This window comes from Duganella sp. BJB476 (assembly GCF_003416895.1).
Lineage (GTDB): Bacteria > Pseudomonadota > Gammaproteobacteria > Burkholderiales > Burkholderiaceae_D > Rugamonas.
Map to the genome: position 1 here is coordinate 197,696 of NZ_QVIO01000002.1, position 19,181 is coordinate 216,876.

17 protein-coding genes and 2 tRNA genes are annotated in these 19,181 nt (G+C 64.8%); 11 read left to right on the forward strand and 8 right to left on the reverse strand.

The genetic code is table 11. The annotated features are described in order from the left end of the window. Positions 1-287: 287 nt before the first annotated feature. Both D0T21_RS31665 and D0T21_RS31670 read left to right on the forward strand, forming a co-directional pair. Complete coding sequence (locus D0T21_RS31665; protein ID WP_147328085.1) at positions 288-1,007, forward strand: hypothetical protein; 720 nt, start codon at positions 288-290, stop codon at positions 1,005-1,007. Beyond that, on the forward strand, positions 994-1,590 hold the full coding sequence (locus D0T21_RS31670) for a hypothetical protein (RefSeq protein WP_147328086.1): 597 nt from the start codon (positions 994-996) through the stop codon (positions 1,588-1,590). Before D0T21_RS31665 ends, D0T21_RS31670 begins: the two co-directional genes overlap by 14 nt. 175 nt (positions 1,591-1,765) lie before the next feature. Here D0T21_RS31670 and D0T21_RS10355 read toward each other — a convergent pair. The 3 genes from D0T21_RS10355 to D0T21_RS10365 form a co-directional block, all read right to left on the reverse strand. Beyond that, positions 1,766-1,842: transfer RNA gene (locus tag D0T21_RS10355), tRNA-Arg, on the reverse strand. 136 nt (positions 1,843-1,978) lie between these two features. Then, positions 1,979-2,055, reverse strand: a tRNA-Arg gene (locus tag D0T21_RS10360). A 190-nt stretch (positions 2,056-2,245) separates the two neighbouring features. Further along, positions 2,246-2,473 carry a hypothetical protein gene (locus tag D0T21_RS10365; protein ID WP_116989915.1) on the reverse strand — a complete coding sequence of 76 codons (228 nt, stop codon included), beginning with the start codon at positions 2,471-2,473 and terminating at the stop codon, positions 2,246-2,248. A gap of 317 nt (positions 2,474-2,790) precedes the next feature. Here D0T21_RS10365 and D0T21_RS10370 point away from each other — a divergent pair, with 317 nt between their 5' ends. From D0T21_RS10370 to D0T21_RS10380, 3 genes are all read left to right on the forward strand, one after another. After that, positions 2,791-3,618, forward strand: a complete 828-nt coding sequence (locus D0T21_RS10370; protein WP_116989914.1) for a response regulator — start codon at positions 2,791-2,793, stop codon at positions 3,616-3,618. Positions 3,619-3,752: 134 nt separating this feature from the next. Then, entirely contained in the window at positions 3,753-5,984 is a 2,232-nt protein-coding gene (locus D0T21_RS10375; protein WP_116989913.1) for an ATP-binding protein, read from the forward strand. 210 nt (positions 5,985-6,194) lie between these two features. Then, positions 6,195-7,169, forward strand: coding sequence for a diguanylate cyclase domain-containing protein (locus D0T21_RS10380; RefSeq protein WP_116989912.1), 975 nt, complete (start codon positions 6,195-6,197; stop codon positions 7,167-7,169). Between the two features lie 20 nt (positions 7,170-7,189). On the opposite strand, the gene D0T21_RS10385 is transcribed toward D0T21_RS10380, so the two are convergent. Then, entirely contained in the window at positions 7,190-7,588 is a 399-nt protein-coding gene (locus D0T21_RS10385) for a hypothetical protein (protein ID WP_116989911.1), read from the reverse strand. A gap of 228 nt (positions 7,589-7,816) precedes the next feature. Between D0T21_RS10385 and D0T21_RS10390 the strand changes: the two genes are divergently transcribed. Both D0T21_RS10390 and D0T21_RS10395 read left to right on the forward strand, forming a co-directional pair. Further along, entirely contained in the window at positions 7,817-9,439 is a 1,623-nt protein-coding gene (locus tag D0T21_RS10390; RefSeq protein WP_116989910.1) for a response regulator, read from the forward strand. A gap of 77 nt (positions 9,440-9,516) precedes the next feature. Next, positions 9,517-10,248: a sensor histidine kinase gene (locus D0T21_RS10395; protein WP_116989909.1), complete on the forward strand. Its 732-nt coding sequence runs from the start codon at positions 9,517-9,519 to the stop codon at positions 10,246-10,248. On the opposite strand, the gene D0T21_RS10400 is transcribed toward D0T21_RS10395, so the two are convergent. The 3 genes from D0T21_RS10400 to D0T21_RS10410 form a co-directional block, all read right to left on the reverse strand. Continuing rightward, positions 10,235-11,539, reverse strand: a complete 1,305-nt coding sequence (locus D0T21_RS10400) for an NAD(P)/FAD-dependent oxidoreductase (RefSeq protein ID WP_116989908.1) — start codon at positions 11,537-11,539, stop codon at positions 10,235-10,237. The genes D0T21_RS10395 and D0T21_RS10400 overlap by 14 nt on opposite strands. A 36-nt stretch (positions 11,540-11,575) precedes the next feature. Further along, complete coding sequence (locus D0T21_RS10405; RefSeq protein ID WP_116989907.1) at positions 11,576-12,043, reverse strand: hypothetical protein; 468 nt, start codon at positions 12,041-12,043, stop codon at positions 11,576-11,578. A 110-nt stretch (positions 12,044-12,153) separates the two neighbouring features. Further along, positions 12,154-12,909 (reverse strand): transporter, encoded by a 756-nt coding sequence (locus D0T21_RS10410; protein WP_116989906.1) that lies wholly within the window; start codon positions 12,907-12,909, stop codon positions 12,154-12,156. Between the two features lie 108 nt (positions 12,910-13,017). On the opposite strand from D0T21_RS10410, the gene D0T21_RS10415 reads away from it, so the two are divergent. The 4 genes from D0T21_RS10415 to D0T21_RS10430 are packed head-to-tail and all read left to right on the forward strand — an operon-like array spanning position 13,018 to position 17,584. Then, positions 13,018-13,452, forward strand: a complete 435-nt coding sequence (locus tag D0T21_RS10415; RefSeq protein ID WP_116989905.1) for a MarR family winged helix-turn-helix transcriptional regulator — start codon at positions 13,018-13,020, stop codon at positions 13,450-13,452. Beyond that, positions 13,449-14,966: an MDR family MFS transporter gene (locus tag D0T21_RS10420; RefSeq protein WP_116989904.1), complete on the forward strand. Its 1,518-nt coding sequence runs from the start codon at positions 13,449-13,451 to the stop codon at positions 14,964-14,966. The genes D0T21_RS10415 and D0T21_RS10420 overlap by 4 nt, the downstream gene beginning before the upstream one ends. 26 nt (positions 14,967-14,992) lie before the next feature. Then, positions 14,993-16,420, forward strand: a complete 1,428-nt coding sequence (locus D0T21_RS10425) for an efflux transporter outer membrane subunit (protein ID WP_116990066.1) — start codon at positions 14,993-14,995, stop codon at positions 16,418-16,420. Between the two features lie 15 nt (positions 16,421-16,435). Beyond that, complete coding sequence (locus D0T21_RS10430; protein WP_116989903.1) at positions 16,436-17,584, forward strand: efflux RND transporter periplasmic adaptor subunit; 1,149 nt, start codon at positions 16,436-16,438, stop codon at positions 17,582-17,584. On the opposite strand, the gene D0T21_RS10435 is transcribed toward D0T21_RS10430, so the two are convergent. After that, on the reverse strand, positions 17,585-19,144 hold the full coding sequence (locus D0T21_RS10435; protein ID WP_229211434.1) for a hypothetical protein: 1,560 nt from the start codon (positions 19,142-19,144) through the stop codon (positions 17,585-17,587). Positions 19,145-19,181: the final 37 nt, after the last annotated feature.

A 19,181-nucleotide genomic window follows, 5' to 3' on the forward strand; every position in this document is an offset into this window, starting at 1 on the left:
TTTTTACGTATTTTTTCAGTGCGGCACGCAGGGGGACGTCAGCATGTAGCCTCCGAACAACCGCCACCGCCGCGTGCCGTGGATGGAGGTTGCGATCTGGCTTTTCATGAAGGCGAAAGCTGGTTGTTGTGTGATCCCTTGGCTACTTGAGACGGGATGCTTACGGCATTCCAAGATCATCGCGCGCGGGTATGAACTTCGCTGCTGCGGAGCACAGTGCAACAATTGAATAGATTTCCAGTCAACAATAAGTAATACACTCGTAACTTAATTCGCTAGGAATAGATATGCGGAAGGTCGTTGCAATTGCCTGTTTTATATCCGGCTACGCACAGGCGCAGCAGCAGATCGTCGTGCACGAATTAGCCTGGATTGGCCTGAACCAGTCGGAACAGGACTCCATTCAAGAACTCCATATCGTCAATTTACTCCCTACCTTGTCGTTCGGAATAATAATTGACAATCAAGGAATCGACGAATCGACACCAGGCACAACCGCTGGCTCCGCACTAGGCGGCGCAGTTGGAAATGCAACATATGTGGATCGCGCGATAAAGAATGGCAACTACTCTGCGAGGAATCAGTTGGGCGCCACTTTGATTGGCGCCATTTTGGGCTCAACCTTGGATCGTCAAGCAAATTCCAAATTTCACTTTCGATATGCGGTGCGCCATTCAAATGGCGAAATAAAGTATTTTGACATTATTCAAAATGATGCATTTCGACATCCCATTGGAGTATGCGTATCAGTTCCAAATATTCATATTATCGAACAGTCTATTTGCACCCAAACCACCGAATCCGTTCGGTCAAGGTATATCGGAACTGCCCGTTGGGACGAAATGAAAAATACAAAACCTCCGACATTGGCGGCAACAGGGCAAGAAGGCCCGACAGACAAACCGATAATGAAAGTGAAATGCACCCTGAAGAATTTGCCTGCCGTTTACGCGTCCGAGAGTAAATGTCTATTGATAGGAGGAACCCCAGACCATGAAAATAAGTAACTTGCGCGTAGTCGCAATTATTACCGCGGCCTTATCACTCGCTGGCTGCGCCGCAAACTATACCTTTGAAGGCGCGAAGTACAACTCGCAGGAATCCTTCCAAACAGCGGTAGAGAATACCTATACGTCATCTATTCGAAACATCGGAGTACTTCCCACACCAGCCTCACAGAAGAGTCTCTTAATCGGATTTCCTTCACTTAGCGCAATGAACGCGGCTAGCCTAAAAATCTTCACTGAGCAACAAGGTCACGCCCCAATAGGGATCGGAAAAGAAATTCTGGACAACCTCAACAAAGCAAATCATCGTGGCGGAGTGGCTTTTTATGACGCGGTGGTAAAGCGAGGAATTTATTCAAGTGTGCAACTAATCGAGCTCGACTCCATGAACGGAAACTTGGCGCCAGCAAAGAACGCCGATGTACTCTATTTTATAGAACCTACCCGAGGATCTGGCCAATGGTTCTTTGCATCAAACTCCAGAGGTAGACAAATTTTCGCGTTTGATCGCAGCGTAACGGGAGTAGCAGGAAAGCTCAATTCATTCATCGAAGCCGTTCAGGCCCAAGCAATCCAAGACTAAACTGTTATCAGCTATACGAAAAAACAAAATAGGCGCTCCCCCCAAGATTATCGGTCACATCGCCGCTGGCGATGAGAAGTATGGTAGAGCTGACGGTCCGGGGCATCAGAATAAATGAGCGCACAAAGAAAAAAGGCCTGAAGATTGCTCTTCAGGCCTTTCGTCTTACGAATTTTGGTGCGGCTGGCAGGAATCGAACCCACGACCCCTTGGTTCGTAGCCAAGTACTCTATCCAGCTGAGCTACAGCCGCGAAAAACAAGAGTATAACAGCGTTTTCTTGTTTTGCGAAGAATTCCTTGAAGAAATTTTGCAATCCGTTTCAAGGTCTTACACTAATAGCAAAAGGGCCCGAAGATTGCTCTTCAGGCCCCTCTACTTACGAATTTTGGTGCGGCTGGCAGGAATCGAACCCACGACCCCTTGGTTCGTAGCCAAGTACTCTATCCAGCTGAGCTACAGCCGCTTAAGCAACATTATAAAGCATTAATTTCGTTTTGCAAAGTTCGATATTTTCTATCGTTTAGTTGGTCAGGCGTACGAAACACCGAATCAACCACTCCACAAACTGCTTTGCTGCATCTCCTTCAACCGGCATGCCGTTCGAAAGAAGCAGCATTATAGGGACACTCCCCCGGCTTGTCCAGCACTCTCTGTCAGGTGCCGAATTCGGCCGCCGCCTTGGCCGACCACAATGCTTCATTGTAGGAGGCATAGGGCACGCCGTAGCAATCGACATGGCCGCCCTCGCCGACAAACTTGATCCACCAGCCCGCAGGGTCGGCGACGATGGCGATGTCGCCCTGCCGGCACTGGTCCGCTATCTGTTCGTTTTGCTCCAATACAACGATGTTGATCTTTCTGTGCTTCACCACAGTCGCCATAGCGCCTCCAAATTGCGGCACTGCGCCGCCTCAACCAGCAGTGTATATGCAGCGCGCCGGAATGCGGGAAAAAACATGGTCATTCCGCTCACAAACCCAGGCTTTTCAAGGCTTGCGGGCAGCTTCATTCATGCCAGTGATCTCGCTCATCATCAGAAAAAATTTGCTTTCGTTTCCGCGTTGCAGCATCATTCACCTGTCTCCTCTATTCTCCTCCAAGGAAATAGATTTAGCCCGCTCCTGTAGCGGGCTTTTTTTTTAGTGTACGATGCGGTCAGCTTTGCCTTCCAAGACAAATACAGACAGGTTGCCCCAGCATGACACCACCCACCGCCGTCGCGCCGCCCTCCCCTGACTGGTCGCGCACCGCCCTCGGCGAACCGGCCGGCTGGCCGCTGCCGCTGCGGCTGACGGTGGACATCCTGCTCAATTCCCCCACCGCCATGCTGCTGATGTGGGGGCACGAACAAATCATGGTCTACAACGACGCCTACGCGGCGCTGATCGGCTTGTCGAGCCTGCGCGCGCCCGGCGGCAGCGTGCCGTCGATCCAGCCTGCAGCATGGAGCTGGAACAGCGCCGCGGTGCGCCAGGCCTGGGCCGGCGACAGCGCCAGTTATCGCGGCGTCAGCCTGCCGGCGTGGCGCAACAACGGCGCCGCCCAGTTGCCGCTGGACCTGTATTACACCCCGGTGCGCAACGACGCCGGCCAGGTCGGCGGCGTGCTGTGCGCGCTGGCGCCGGCCCAGGCCGCGCCGCCGGCCGAGGTCGCGCGCCCGCTGCATCTGCTGGTGGTCGAGGACAACGCCGACGCCCGCTACCTGGTCTGCGAAACCCTGCGCGCGCTCGGCCACGAGGTGCACGCCGCCGCCACCGGCGAGGACGCCCTGCCCGAGCTGGCGCGACTGTCCTTCGACGTCCTGTTCACCGACGTCAGCCTGCCCGGCATGTCCGGCGTCGAGCTGGCGCGCCAGGCGCTCAAGCAGGCGCCCGCGCTGCAATTGCTGTTCGCCTCCGGCTACGGCGACGAACTGACCCGCCACCTGGAATTCCCCGCCCAGTCGCTGCAAAAGCCCTACGACATCGAACAGCTGCAAGCCGCGCTGGACCAGATCGCCCAGCGCATGGCCGCCCGCCCGGCCTGAACCGCTGCCAACCGTGCGGAGCCACGGGGGGAGATCGGGCTACAATGAAGTCACCGTAAACGTCGAGCGTTAGCCTGGCGAGCAGACGGTCGCCGTCCGGCGGCCGCAGGCATCGCGGCAGCCCGAAGCCCCACATGATTCTTCCTCACGAGCCCACCGACGCCGTAACGCCCGAGCCCCCGACGGACGACGCCGCGCTCCCTGCATCGAGCAACGCCCAGCAGGATTTGCTGAGCGCCCGGGAAGCGCTGCGCCAGAGCCAACTGGAACTGCGCGCACTGGCCGATTCCATGCCGCAGCTGGCCTGGATCGCCGAGCAGGACGGCACCATGATCTGGTACAACCAGCCGTGGTACGCCTACACCGGCACCACCCCCGAACAAATGAGCGGCGATGGCTGGCGCCAGGTCTACGCGCCCGACTGCATCGCCCCGATGCTGGAGCGCTGGCAGCATTCGCGCGCCACCGGCCTGCCGTATGAACTGGAAGTGCCGATCCGCAGCGCCAACGGCGAATTCCGCTGGTTCCTGACGCGCGCCAATCCGGTGCACGACGCCGCCGGCCGCGTGCTGCGCTGGTTCGGCACCAGCACCGACGTCGACCAGGTCAAGCGGGTGCAGGAAGCGCTGCGCGACGAGACCGCCGTGCTGGAGCTGGTCAACCGCACCGGCAACGCGCTGGCCTCGACCCGCGACCTGCATCCGCTGCTGCAGGAAGTGACCGACGCCGCCACCAGCATCAGCGGCGCCCGCTTCGGCGCCTTCTTCTACCGCGGCGCCGACGGCCACGGCCGCGCGCGCGAGCTGCACATGGTCTCGAGCGGCGCCCCGGCCAGCTGCGCCGACTTCGGCCGCCCGCGCGACGGCGCCCTGTCCAGCGCCGAACTGTGCACGCACGGCACGGTGCGCAGCAACGACTGGCCGGCCGACGCCCGCTACGGCCGCGACTCGCCCTGCCACCGGCTGCCGCCCGGCCAGCCGCCGGTGCGCAGCTACCTGGCGGTGCCGGTGGCGCTGCGCTCGGGCGTGGTGATCGGCTGCCTGTTCTTCGGCCACCCGGAACCGTTCATGTTCAGCGAGCGCACCGAGCGCATCATCGGCGGCATCGCCGCCCAGGCCGCCGTCGCGATCGACAACGCGCGCCTGTACGAAGCCTCGCAGCAGGCCGCCGAGGAGCGCAAGATCCTGCTCGACAGCGAACGCCAGGCGCGCGCCGACGTCGAACGCACCAGCCAGATGAAGGATGAATTCCTGGCCACGCTGTCGCACGAGCTGCGCACGCCGCTGACGGCCATCCTCGGCTGGGCCCAGGTGCTGCGGCGCGGCAGCCGCGACCAGGCCGACCTGCACCGCGGCCTGCAAACCATCGAGCGCAACGCCCGCGCCCAGGCCCAGCTGATCGAGGACTTGCTCGACATGAGCAGCATCGCCTCCGGCAAGGTGCGGCTGGAGATGCTGTCGCTGTCGCCGGCCGCCATCGTCGCCGCCGCCATCGACACCGTGCGCCCGGCCGCCGAGGCCAAGCAGATCCGCATCGACCGCGACTTCGAGGCCGCGCCGGGCATGGTGGCCGGCGACGCCAACCGCCTGCAGCAAATCGTCTGGAACCTGCTGACCAACGCCCTCAAGTTCACGCCGGCCGGCGGCCGCATCCAGGTCGGCATCCACCGCGAGGGCGACCAGATCGCCGTCGATGTGCGCGACAACGGCGTCGGCATCGCCCCCGCCTTCATCGGGCATGTGTTCGAGCGCTTCCGCCAGGCCGACGCCACCACCACCCGCAAGCACGGCGGGCTGGGGCTGGGACTGGCGATCGTCAAGCACCTGGTGGAGCAGCACGGCGGCACCGTCAGCGCCGCCAGCGAGGGCGAAGGTCGCGGCGCCTGCTTCACCGTGCGCCTGCCGCGCCGCCACGGCGGCAACGAACCGCTGGGCGCCGGCAGCGACGGCGCGCCGCACCGCGCCACCGCCCACGACTTGTCCGGCCTGCAGGTGCTGGTGGTCGACGACGAGGACGACGCCCGCGAACTGATCAAGCGCATCCTCAACGATTGCAACGCCGACGTGCTGACCGCCGCCACCGCCGGCGAGGCGCTGACGCTGCTGCAACACGCGCGGCCGGACCTGATGCTCAGCGACCTCGGCATGCCGGAGGTGGACGGCTACGGCCTGCTGGACCGGATCCGGGCGCTGGGGCCGGCGCGCGGCGGCGACCTGCCGGCCATCGCGCTGACCGCCTTCGCCCGTTCCGAGGACCGCATCCGGGCGCTGTCGAGCGGCTTCCTGGCGCATATTTCCAAGCCGGTTGAGCCCAACGAACTGATCGCCAAGGTGGCGGCGATGGGGGCGGCCCACCGCCACGCCTGACCGGCGACCTACTTGCAGACGCGGCAATGTCCTACAAGCAATCTGAAGTTCAGTTGATAAACTACAAAAATTCTAAAAAGCAGGTACAATTAATTGCCGTGCGGAAATACAACGCGCAGGTGTGCGCCGCAGCACAGATGCATGCGCTAAGATCGTGAGACTATAAATTTTCCGGCCAGAATGGCCAACTTGAGACAGACAGAGACTATTATGCCGAGCCGAGACGAAATCCTGAACGCCAAGATCCTGGTGGTGGATGACAGCGCCGACAACGTCGAATTGATGTTGGAGATCCTGCGCGAAGCTGGCTATACCGATGTCGCCTCCACCATGCTGCCGGAGCAGGTCTGCCCGCTGCACCGCCAGCACTGCTACGACCTGATCCTGCTGGACTTGCAGATGCCGGGCCTGAACGGCTTCCAGGTCATGAAGGGCCTGAAGGAAATCGAGCAAGGCGGCTACCTGCCGGTGCTGGCGCTGACCGCCCAGCCGAGCTTCAAGATCGCCGCGCTGGAAGCGGGCGCGCGCGACTTCATCAGCAAACCGTTCGACCTGCTGGAAGTGCACAAGCGCATCCACAACATGCTGGAAGTGCGCCTGCTGTACAAGGAGCTGGCCCAGTACAGCCGCCAGCAGCAGGAACTGGCGCTGCACGATCCGCTGACCGGCCTGCCCAACCGCCGCCTGCTGGAAGACCGCATCTCCACCGTGCTGCAACACGCCACCCGCCAGCAAAACAAGGCGGCCGTGATGTACCTGGACCTGGACGGCTTCAAGGCGATCAACGACACCCACGGCCACGCGGCCGGCGACGAGATCCTGAAGATGGTGGCGCAGCGGCTGGTCGGCTGCGCCCGCAAGGAAGACACCGTGGCCCGCGTCGGCGGCGACGAGTTCGTCATCGTCATGGGCAATATCGCGCAGCTGGGCGATACCCATGAGCCGGCCAGCAAACTGATCGAGGCGGTCTCCGAGCCCTACATCGTCGGCGGCCTGACCCTGCAGCTGTCGACCAGCATCGGCATCGGCATCTATCCCGACGACGCCGACCAGGTGGCCTCGGTGATCGCCGCGGCCGACAGCGCGCTGTACCAGGCCAAGCGCTCCGGCAAGAACCGCTGCTGCACCGCGCAAACCATGCGCACGCCGGCGCCGCAACACATCATGTCGCCGACCCCGGCCTGAGCGGCCAAGGTCGGCTGGCCTCACACCGGGTGTGCGGCGTCTTCTTCCATCTTGCCGGCGTGCTGGTGATCGTCATGCGCATCGACCTTTTCCGGCGCCACTTCGATGCGGGTGATGCCGGCGTCGACCGACACCGGATCGCTGGCCGGGAAAGTCATCTCCAGGCCGCCGTCCAGCAGGGTTTCCTTGGCCTGCTCTTCCGGCGTGGCCTGCTCATGTTCGGCCAGCGTGGTGATCGCGGCCGCCCATTTGACGAACTCCAGGCTGGCCAGCTCGCGCACCGTGTGCACATTGAAGGCCTGCGCCAGCGCCTTGGCGTCCTTGGCGCTGATGCCGCGCAGCGCGCTGGTGGGCGCGTCGGCCAGCGCGCGGAAGCTCAGGCCCAGGTACTCTTTATCCACGATAGTGTCGATATTCATGATGCATCCTTTCGGTTGGAGGTAGGCCCCCACTGTCCCAGTCCGGGCTGGCGGAGTCTGTACGGAATCGAACACTGTGGCCAGCGCTCCCTCTGCCGCGTTCGATTGACCGGGCGTTTTTGACATTCATATATGCAATTGATATGATGATTTAGCGTGTATTTCTTGCTTCTCTGGCAGCTTCAAGGCCGCGAAGATTTCGCAGTTCCAGCAGTGTGCAGAGACCCCGTGCCTAAAACAGAAAAACCTAAAATCCTGGTTGTCAACGACGATGCCAACAGCCTGTTCGCGTTGACCAGCCTGCTCACCCAGTGGGCGGAACAGGAGTCCTACGAGGTACTGGCGGCACGCTCGGGCCAGGAGGCGCTGCGCCAGGTGCTGATGCACGACTTCGCCGTGATCCTGCTCGACGTGAACATGCCCGGCATGGACGGCTTTGAAACGGCCGAAGCGATCCACCAGCGCACCCGCTCTGCCGACATTCCCATCATCTTCATCACCGCCTTCCTCGCGGACGAGCTCGACCGTTTGAAGGCTTACCAGCGCGGCGCGGTCGACTTCCTGTTCACGCCGGTGATCCCGCAAATCCTGCACGCCAAGGTGTCGGTGTTTGTCGCGCTGGCCACCAAGAACGAGGAATTGAAGCAGCAGGCGCGCCAGCTGAGCCAGCGCACCACCGAGCTGACCGCCACCAACCTGCGGCTGACGCGCGAGATCGAGGAGCGGCAATCGGCGGAACGGCAAAACCACGCCAAGGACGAGTTCCTCGCCATGCTGGGCCACGAGCTGCGCAATCCGCTGTCGGCCATCAGCAGCGCCGCTTCGCTGATCGGCCTGCCCGGCGTGTCGGCCGAGGGCGTGACGCGCGCCAAGAAAATCATCCAGCGCCAGAGCCAGCACCTGGGCCGCATCGTCGACGACCTGCTCGACCTGTCGCGCGCGATGTCGGGCAAGATCCTGCTCAACCGCGCGCCGCTGGACCTGGCGGCGCTGGTGGCGGCATCGCTGGAAACCTATCGCGCCACCGGCCGCAGCGCCGACTACCAGCTGCTCCATGACCTCGACCAGGGCTGGGTCGACGGCGACGCCACCCGGCTGGAACAGATCACTAGCAACCTGATCGACAACGCCCTCAAGTACACGCCGGCCGGCGGCCGCATCGAAGTGCGCACCTGGACCGAGAACGACGACGTCGTGCTCAGCGTGCGCGACACCGGCGTCGGCATCGCCGCCGACCTGCTGCCGCATGTGTTCGACGTGTTCGTGCAGGGCTCGAGCACGCTGGACCGCTCGCAGGGCGGCCTGGGCATCGGCCTGTCGCTGGTGCGGCGGCTGGCCGACCTGCACGGCGGCGCCGTCGCCGCCGAGAGCAAGGGGCCGGGCGGCGGCAGCACCTTCACGCTGCGCCTGCCGCGCATCGAACACCAGCCAGTGGCGGCGCCGGCGCCGGCCGAGCCCATCAGCGAGCACGGCATGCCCAGCATCCTGCTGATCGAGGACAACGACGACGGCCGCGAAATGATGACCATGATGCTCAGCTGCTACGGCTATGAAGTGCACGCGGCGGCCGACGGCAACGAAGGCGTGGCGGCCGCCGCCAGCCGGCAGCCGGACGTGGCGCTGATCGACATCGGCCTGCCCGGCATCGACGGCTACGAGGTGGCGCGCCGCCTGCGCGCCGATCCGGCCACCCGCGCCATCCGCCTGATCGCGCTAACCGGCTACGGCCTGGCCGAAGACCTGCGGCGCGTGCTGGACGCCGGTTTCGACCGCCATCTGGTCAAGCCGGTGGACATCGACCAACTGGCCGACGTGATCGGCGGCTGCGTGCCGCTGGCCGTCAAACAGTGAGCATTAGCCAGAGTGCGCCACGACTTGTAAAGCTCGGGTATGATCGCCCCACAAAGTACGTCCTAACAGAGAAAACCATGTCCGTCCCGGCACCACAACAACAGCAACAAACGCCCGGCCAGCCAGACGCCCTGCGCAGCGCCGACCTGAGCGACCTGCTCGGCCACGTCCACACCTGCTGGGACAACGAGCGCCGCTCGCTGTCGCGCCAGCTGCACGACAGCCTCGGTTCATCGCTGACGGCGCTGACCATGCACCTGGGCCTGCTGATGCAGAAGATGCCGCAGGAACCGGCGCTGCAAGACCGCGCCACCCACATGAAGCAGCTGCTGATGCAGATCGTCGAAACCAACCGCCAGATGCAGATCAAGCTGTGGAACGACAAGCTGGAATTCCTCGGCGTGCGGGTGGCGCTGGGCGAGGCGGTCGAGCAGTTCGGCCAGCAGCAACAGCTGACCGCGCGCTGCAGCCTGCCGGAGGAGGAACTGGATTGCCCGCGCAGCCACGGCATCGTGCTGCTGCACACGCTGGAGGAAGCGTTGCGCAACATCGTCGCCCATGCGCGGGCGTCCGAGGTGGACGTCATCGTCGACGACAATGAGGACGAAGTGATGTTGACGGTGAAGGATAACGGTGTCGGCCTGGACCGGCCGGTGACTGCGCTGCTGGGCCAGGTCGGCGGCAAGTTCGGCCTGCGCACCGCACGCGAACGGGCCGCCTACCTGGGCGGCACGCTGACCCTGTCGAGCGGCGCCGAGCGCGGCGTGACGCTGACCATGATCCTGCCCAAGCCGGTCAATGCAGCTTGACCAGCGGCGTGCTGCGCTTGATCAGGAAGCGCGCCAGCGCCAGCACGGCGGTACGCAGCGTACCGAGCACGGCGCGGTGATGCATCAGGTGCAGGCTGACATACATCAGCCGCGCCACCAAGCCGTCGACAAACCAGCTTAAGCCCTTCAGCGATCCCATCAAACTACCCACCGACGTGCTCTGGCCGACCGACACCAGCGAACCATAATCGCGATACACATACGGCTGCAGCTGCGGCGGCTTGCCGCGCTGCCGCCGCATGAAGGTCTCGACCAGGTAGTCGGCCTGCTGGTGCGCGGCCTGCGCGCGCGGCGGTACCAGCTTGCCGTCCGGCCCGGCGCAGGCGGCGCAATCGCCCAACGCATAAATGCCCGCATGGCCTTGAACGGCCAGGTGGGCGTCGACTTCGATCTGCCCCGACTTGGTGGTCGGCAGGCCCAGCTGGCTTAGGATGTCCGGCGCCTTGATGCCGGCCGCCCACACCACCAGCTGCGCCGGGTAGACCACGTCGCCGGCCGTCACGGCATCGGCGGCGATGGCGGTCACGCGGGTGTCGGTCACGACCTGAATGGCGCGTTGCTGCAACAGCGCCAGCGCGGCCGCCGATACTTTTTCCGGCAAGGGTTCGAGGATGCGCGGCGCGCCTTCGAGCAGCGTGATGCGCACGTCGCGCTCGGCGAGCAATTGGCGGAAGCCGTAGACGGCATACACGCCGCTGGCCTCGCGCAGTTCGGCCGCCAGCTCGACGCCGGTGGCGCCGCCGCCGATGATGACGATGTCGACGCCGGCCTCGGGCCGGGTGCTTTTCTGCAGCTCGGCCCGGGTCAGCAGCTTGAGCAGGGTCAGGCGGAAGCGTTCGGCGTCTTCGGTGGCGTTCAGGGAGATGGTGTGTTCGGCCGCGCCGGGCACGCCGAAATAATTGGAGGTGCTGCCGATCGCCAGCACCAGCGAATCGTAGCCGATGCGGCGTTGCGGCAGCACTTCTTCGTGCTGGCCGTCGTCGCCGCTGTAGATGGCGCCGACGGTCAGTTGCCATTGCGCGGCGTCCAGCGCCTGCATCGGTCCGTAGACAAAGGTGAAGCCGTTGTCGTGCGCCAGCATCTGGTAGGACAGGCCTTCCTGATGCACATCCAGCGTGCCGGCCGCCACCTCATGCAGCGACGGCTTCCAGATATGAAACAGGCGGCTGTCGACCAGCGTCACCGCCTGCGGCCCCAGTTTGCGGCCCAGTTTGCAAGCGAGCTCCAGCCCGCCTGCCCCGCCACCTACGATCAAGATTTGACTGTGCAAACGTTTCTCCTGTGGGCGGCGGCCGGCGCCGCGTGATCAGTCCTTGTTGTGACCGTTGCCGTGGCCATGGCCCTTGCCGTGGTCGTCATCGCGGCGGTCGTCATGGCGGTCATCACGTCGGTCATCGTGGCGGTCGTCGTGGCGCTCTTCGTGGCGGCCGTCGCCATGACGGTCGCGGTAACGCGGCACGTATTGATTCTGGTACCAGCCATCCTGCACGAAATACACGCGCTGGCCGCAGGCGTTGTAGGCGCCGCAATGCTTGTCCCAATGCTTGGCATGGCCAGGCGGCACGCGCAGGTAGATCGGTGCGCTCTCCACATAACGTACCGGACGCTGGACGATCATCGGCTCACGGTAGATCACCTGAGGCTGCGGATAATCGCCGATGTCGATGCGGCCATAAAAACCAGGCTGGCCGATATTGATGGATACACCGACGTCGCTGGCGAAGGCTGCGGAGGACAACGCCAGCAGGCTGGCGGCAAGGATCTTGGCTTTCATGATGGCCTTCTTTTCTTGTAATCGTGGCTGAGCGAACTTGCTCAACTGGAATAGTAGCAAAGGCAGGCCTGCCTATCCGTACGCTAGCGTACACAAAAAACCACAATACCTTACCAAAGTTGCGCCAGCGGCAACACCACCCCGCTGAAGAAAGCCCAGTTCGGCGTGGCGCTATTCAAGCCATGCGCCGCGCCGAAGTCCATGGTCAACCGCTTTGTCGGACTGTAGCTGAACGCCACCAGCACCTGCGCGGTACTGGCCGCCCCGCTGCGGCGGGTGCCGGACCATTCGCCGGTCACGCCCCACTGCTCGTTCACCGGAGTCGAGAACGAGGCCGACAAGCCGGTCTGGACCCGGCCCGTGCCGGCGTCGTAGGCGCCCAGGCGGGTGGCGTTGAGGTTGGCGTCCATGTGGACGCTGCCGATGTCCTTGCTGTAGATGCCGTTCAGGCTGTAGTCGGCGCGGCCGCTGCCGATGCTGTCCTTGGCGGTCGGCGCTTTCGCGCCCAGCTCCAGGCCCAGCGCACTGCCCTCGTCCAGCACGAAGGCGCGCTTCAGCACGAACAGCGTATCGCCGATGCCGCGCGCGCGGCCGCCGTCGCCATCCGGCGCCGACACATAGGCTTCGCCGCCGAGCACCACGCCCCACTGCTCGTTGAAGCCCAGCTTGAGGGCGTACGGCAGGCTGTTGCGGCGGCCATCATCGGACTTGCTGCTCAGACCGCCCAGCTCCAGCTCCAGCTGGCCGGCGGCCGGTAGCTGCGCCGGACTGGAAACGGACGGGCGATAAGGCGTGATCGGCGGCCCATCTTCGGCCAGGCAAAGCAGCGGCAGCAGGCAGAGCGCGGCGGCGAGAGGTATTTTCATGGCATTTCCTTGTTGGACTATAGCGCCAGCGTAGCACGTAGCTTGCTGAAGAGAAAACACCCATGCTAGAATAATAGTTCGAGTACTAACCATTAGTGGGTGAATTGTATGTCTTCTATCGAAGAGCGCTTCTCCGCCGCGCTGCACGGCACCGCCCGCGCCTGGCGCCTGGCCATCGACCGCCGCCTCAAGCACCTGGGCATCAGCCAGGCCAGCTGGATGGCGATCGCCTACACCGCCAAGGAAACAGAACCGCCGTCGCAGACCCGGCTGGCCGCGCGTGTCGGCGTCGAGGACCCGACCATGGTCGCCACCATCGACCGCCTGGTCAAAGCCGGCTACATGCTGCGCACGCCGTCGGAGACCGACCGCCGCGTCAAGCTGGTCAGCCTGACCGAGGCCGGCAAGCAAATCTATCAAACCGTCTGGGCCGAAGCCTCGACCGTGCGGCTGGAACTGCTGGGCAGCGCCGATCCGGCGCTGCTGCGCATCGTCACCGAGTTCCTGGAGACGATGCAGGCCGATCTCGAAACCCGCATATGACCCCGGCCGCAGGCGCAATCAACCGCCGCATGATCACCATCTCGATCATGCTGGCGACCATCATCCAGGCGCTGGACGGCACCATCGCCAACGTCGCGCTGCCGCACATGCAGGGCAGCCTGTCGGCCTCGCAGGACCAGATCACCTGGGTGCTGACTTCCTTCATCGTGGCCGCCGCCATCGCCACGCCGCTCACCGGCTGGCTGTGCGACCGGTTCGGCCAGAAGAACATCTTCCTGACGGCGGTGGCCGGCTTCACGGTGGCCTCGGTGCTGTGTGGGCTATCCGGCTCGCTGGCTGAAATCGTCGCCGCGCGCCTGCTGCAAGGCGTGTTCGGCGCGGCGCTGGTGCCGCTGTCGCAGGCCACGCTGCTCGACATCAATCCGCGCGAAAAGCACGGCTCGGCCATGGCCGTGTGGGGCATGGGCGTGATGATAGGCCCCATCCTCGGCCCCACCCTGGGCGGCTGGCTGACCGACAGCTACAACTGGCGCTGGGTGTTCTTCATCAACGTGCCGGTCGGCGCGCTGGCGTTCTACGGCATCTGGCGCTACATCCGCCCGGTGCCCGGCGCGCGCAAGATGACGTTCGACGCCTTCGGCTTCGCCACCCTCAGCCTGTCGATCGGCGCGCTGCAGATGCTGCTCGACCGCGGCGAACAGAATGACTGGTTCGCCGCCAGGGAGACCTGGGTGGAGGCCATCGTGCTGGCGCTCAGCTTCGCCTATTTCGTGGCGCACACCGCGCTGCGGCCGGCCGGCAAATCGTTCTTCGACTACCGGCTGCTGAAGAATGCGAACTACGTCAGCGGCCTGCTGTTCATCTTCATCGTCGGCCTGGTGCTGTACGCCTCGCGCGCGCTGACGCCGTCGATGCTGCAAAGCCTGATGGGCTATCCGGCCGCCGTCGCCGGCCTGGTGACCGCACCAAGCGGCATCGGCACCATGGTCGCGATGATGGTGGTGGGCCGGCTGGTGGGCAAGTTCGACCTGCGCCTGCTGCTGGGATTGGGCTTCGCCATCACCGCCTTCTCGCTGTGGCAGATGACGGGCTACACGCTGGTGCTGTCGCGCAGCGACATCGTCTGGCCGGGCGTGATCCAGGGCCTGGGCCTGGGCCTGGTGTTCGTGCCGCTGAGCGCCGCGACCTTCGCCACGCTGTCGCCTGAGATGCGCGCCGAGGGTACGGCCATCTACAGCCTGATACGCAATATCGGCAGCTCGATCGGCATCGCGATGGTGCAGACGCTGCTGGTGCGGAACACGCAAGCCATGCACGCCACGCTGACCGAGAAAATCACCACCGTCAATCCGTCGCTGCTGGACAACCTGGCCACGCCGGAAGCAGCGGCCGCGCTGAATGGCGAGATCACCCGCCAGGCCTCGATGATCTCGTACGTGGACGACTTCTGGCTGATGATGATCCTGACCTTGTGCGTGATACCGCTGCTGCTGTTGATACGTCCGCCCGCCAAACAGGCCGCGCCGGCGATCGACCACGCCGCCATGGAGTGATGATGATGAAACGATTGGAACCTCAAGTGAAAAAAACTGCTGTGCTACTGGCTGCGGCCCTGGCGCTGGCCGGCTGCGCCCACATCACGCCGGACCTGCATCCGCTGGCCCGGCGCGACGTCGCCAACGCGGAGCTCTCGTCCAGCATCAAGCTGGCCAAGGAAGGCTGGCCGGACGCGCAATGGTGGACCGCCTACCATGACGAACAACTGAATGCGCTGATCAAACAGGCGCTGGCCGCCGGCCCGACGCTGGAAGTGGCGGCGGCGCAGATCGGCAGCGCGCGTTCGGCGCTGTCGCGCAGCGCGGCCGACCTGGGGCTGGATGTCGACGGCTACGCCGGCGCCAACCGCCAGCGCTACTCCGGCACCGGCCTGTTCCCGGCGCCGATCGGCGGCGCCTGGTTCAGCGCCGAGACGCTGCGCCTCGACGCCCGCTACAACTTCGACTGGTGGGGCAAGAACCGCGCGCAGGTCGCTGCCGCCGTCGGTGAGCTGAACGCCGGCCGCGCCGCCTACGCCGAAGCGGAGCGCGCGCTGGCCGCCGCCATCGCGCAAAGCTACTTCCGTTTGCAAGGCGCGTGGGCACGCCTGGCCAACACCGAACAACTGGCGGCCGCGCAAACGGCGCTGGTGCAGGACAAGGCCAAGCGCATCGCCGGCGGCCTGGCCGTCGGCGACGAGCAGCGCACCGCCGAATCGGAGCTGAGCCTGATCCGCAAGCAACAGGCGCAACTCAACGCCGACATCGGCCGCGAACGCGAAGCCCTGCGCGCCCTGATCGGCGCCGACGGCGGCGCGCTGGCCGACCTCAGGCCGCAGGCGCCGGGCAACGCGGCGCACGCCCTGCCCGCCCGTCTCGGCATGGAACTGCTGGCGCGGCGCCCGGACCTGCAGGCGGCGCGCTGGAAGCTGGAAGCCTCGCTCAGCAAGATCGACGCGGCCAAGGCGGCGTTCTATCCCGACGTGAACCTGACCGGCTCCATCGGCCTGGACACGGTCAAGCTGGAGAACCTGCTGCAAACGGCCAGCCGCACGCTCTACATCGGGCCGACGCTGACGCTGCCGCTGTTCGACAGCCGCCGCCTCGACGCGCAACTGGACAGCGCCCGCACCGGCCGCAACGAACGCATCGCCGAATACAACCAGGCAGTGATAGCCGCAGTGCGCGACGTCGCGCAGGACGGCGTGCAGCTGCAAGGCATCGAGCAGCAGATCGTACAGCAGTCGGCCGCCACCGCTTCGGCGCGCGCGCAGATGGCGTCGGCGCAGGCGCGGCTGGAGCGCGGCCTCGCCGACCGCGCCAGCGTGCTGTCCGCGCAACTGGCGCTGTTCAAGCAGCAGGACGCCGACCTCTATCTGCAACAAGTCCAGCGACTGGCCGAAGTGGCTTTGACGAACGCGCTGGGTGGCGGCTATCGCGAAGAAGCGCCCACCGCCACCGCCTCCAAATAAAACGGGAACCCTATCATGAGCACTGACATCACCAAACCCAACGACAACAAGCGCAAGACCGTGCTGGCCGCGATCACGCTGCTGTTCATCGCCGCCGGCGTGGCCTACGCGGTCTACTACAAGGCCGTGCTGTCGAAGGAGCAGGAAACCGACAACGCCTACGTGGGCGGCAACCTGGTCAACCTGTCGTCGCAGGTGACCGGCAACGTCACCGAAATCCGCGCCGACGAAACGCAGATGGTGCAAGCCGGCGCCACACTGATCAAACTCGATACGGCCGATGCCGACATCGCGCTGAGCCAGGCCGACGCCCGCCTCGGCGCCGCCGTGCGCCAGCAACGCCAGCGCTACGCCGACGTCGCCCAGTACGACGCCACCGTCGCGCTGCGCAAGCTGCAACTGAAAACCGCCGAAGACGACCTGGCGCGCCGCAAGCCGCTGGCGGCCGATCACACGGTATCGGGAGAAGAAGTCGACCACGCGCGCCAGGCGGTCGACAACGCGCGTGCCGCGATCGCCGTGGCGAGCCGGCAGGCCGAGGCCGCGCAGGCCGGCGTGGCCGGCGTTTCGGTGGCCCAGCATCCGGCGGTGCAGGCGGCCAAGGCGGACTACGTGCAGGCCTGGCTGGCGGCGCGCCGTAACACCATCGTCGCGCCGGTGTCGGGCTATGTGGCCAAGCGCAGCGTGCAGATCGGCGCGCGCGCCGCGCCGGGCACCTCGCTGATGGCGATCGTGCCGCTCGACCAGCTGTGGGTGGACGCCAACTTCAAGGAATCGGAATTGCGCAATATCCGCGTCGGCCAGAGCGCGAAGATCGAAGCCGATATGTATGGCGGCAAAGTGGAATTCCACGGCAAGGTGGTGGGACTGTCGGCCGGCACGGGCAGCGCGTTCTCGCTGCTGCCGGCGCAGAACGCCAGCGGCAACTGGATCAAGGTGGTGCAGCGGCTGCCGGTGCGCATCGCGCTGGATCCGAAGGAACTGGCCGAACATCCGCTGCGCATCGGTTTGTCGACCACGGTGACGGTGGACATCAGCAAGACCGACGGTCCGGTGCTGGGCGCGGCGATGCCGCAAACGCCGGTCTACAGCACGCAGACGCTGGCGCAGCCGCTGCAGCAAGCCGCCACCGCCGCCGACGCCATCATCGCCCGCAACCTCTGATTATTTGCGCAGTTCGGCGTCGAGCTGGCGGATCGCCGTCTGGGCCTGGGTGATCACGCGGTCGGCAATGCGCTGGCGCATGCCGGGCACGCGGCCGGCCGCTTCGGCCTCGAGCAGCAAAGGCGTCAGCAGTTGCAGCGCGGAGTCGTGGAAGCCCTGGGCCACCAGGTCCAGCTGGGTGTTGAAGCTCAGCTCAGCCGCTTGCAACTGCTTGCGCAGTTCCGCCTCGAAGGCGGCGCGCTTGTCGCGGATTTCGGTGCGTTTGCGTTTGCCGCCGTCGGTGAACCATTTGAACGCGCCCGCCAGCAGCACCGCGCCGCCGACAAACGGCGCCGCCGGCGCCACCACCGGCAACACCACCGCCGCGCCGATCAGATAAGCCGCCGTGCCGGTGCCGGCCGCCACCACCGCCCCGCTCATCAAGGTGACATTGGCCGCCGTGTCGACGCTGTTGACGATGCGCGTGCCAACCCGCAGCCGCGGCATCAGCTTGGCCAGCGTCGAGTGGTGCTGACGCTGGAACACCGACGATTGATTCAACCGCATCGCCTGCTGGAACAGCCGCAAGTCTTCCTGCAACAGGTGCAGCGACTGCTCCTTGCGGCGCACGATGCGGTCCAGCCGCCGCTCCATCTCCTGGCCGAACTGCTGGCGTCCCATGCTGGCCCACACGTCCTCGTCTTTCCACTGATCGGTGTTGAGGCGGTCGGTGATCGCCAGTTCGATGGCGTTGCCGGCATCGTGCACGGCGTCGTCGATTTCCTCCAGCAGCAGGCGGCGTTCGTAGGCGATACGCTGGTCCACCAGCGTCAGGCGTTGCAGCACCTGGTTTTTCAGGTCGTTGGCGGCGCTGACCAGCGTGGCGGCCATCGCCTCGCCCACCGACAGCATGCGCGCCTGCTCCAGGTAGACGCTGATGTCCTGCGCGATGGCGGCGGTGGTGCTGCCCACCAGCTCCCGCAGTTGACCATGATCGATGTCGCCGGATTGGAAATTGCGCGCATGTTCGACCAGCACCGGCTGCCCAGCATGGCGGCCGAAATCGGCCACGGCGTCGGCCAGCGAGCGGCCGCGCACCAGCCGGCGCGCCTGTTCGCCCAGGTTGGCGAGGATGCCGCGTTCTTCGGCCTGTGGCAGGCGGTTCAGGTCTTCGGGCGAGAGCCGGGCCGACAAGGCTTTGGCCAGGCGCTGCGCCAGTACGCGGGCGTCGGCGCCGTGCAGCGCCAGCAGCGGGATGGTCATGCTGAGGGCGTTTTCGCGGGCGGCCTGGTCGATGCCGGCGCTGCTGCGGCTCAGGGCATTGAACGCCCAGTCGACGTCGACGCCCGATTCGATGGCGTTCAATACCAGTGCGGTGAAGACGGCGGAGGATTTGCCGTCGCCGGCGATGTCGGTGACGGCGGCGAACTGCGCCAGCGTCAGGCTGCCCTCGTTGCCCGCGATGGCGCCCACGGCGCGCGCGTAGGCCGAACTGAAACTCTGGTCGGTGGACATGTGCTCGTCCAGCGAGCGCACGCTGACCACATGGGTATCGCCGGGAGTACCGTGCTGATTGTTCACACTTGCTCCGCTTCGTTAAATAATGCTGTTATTGCAT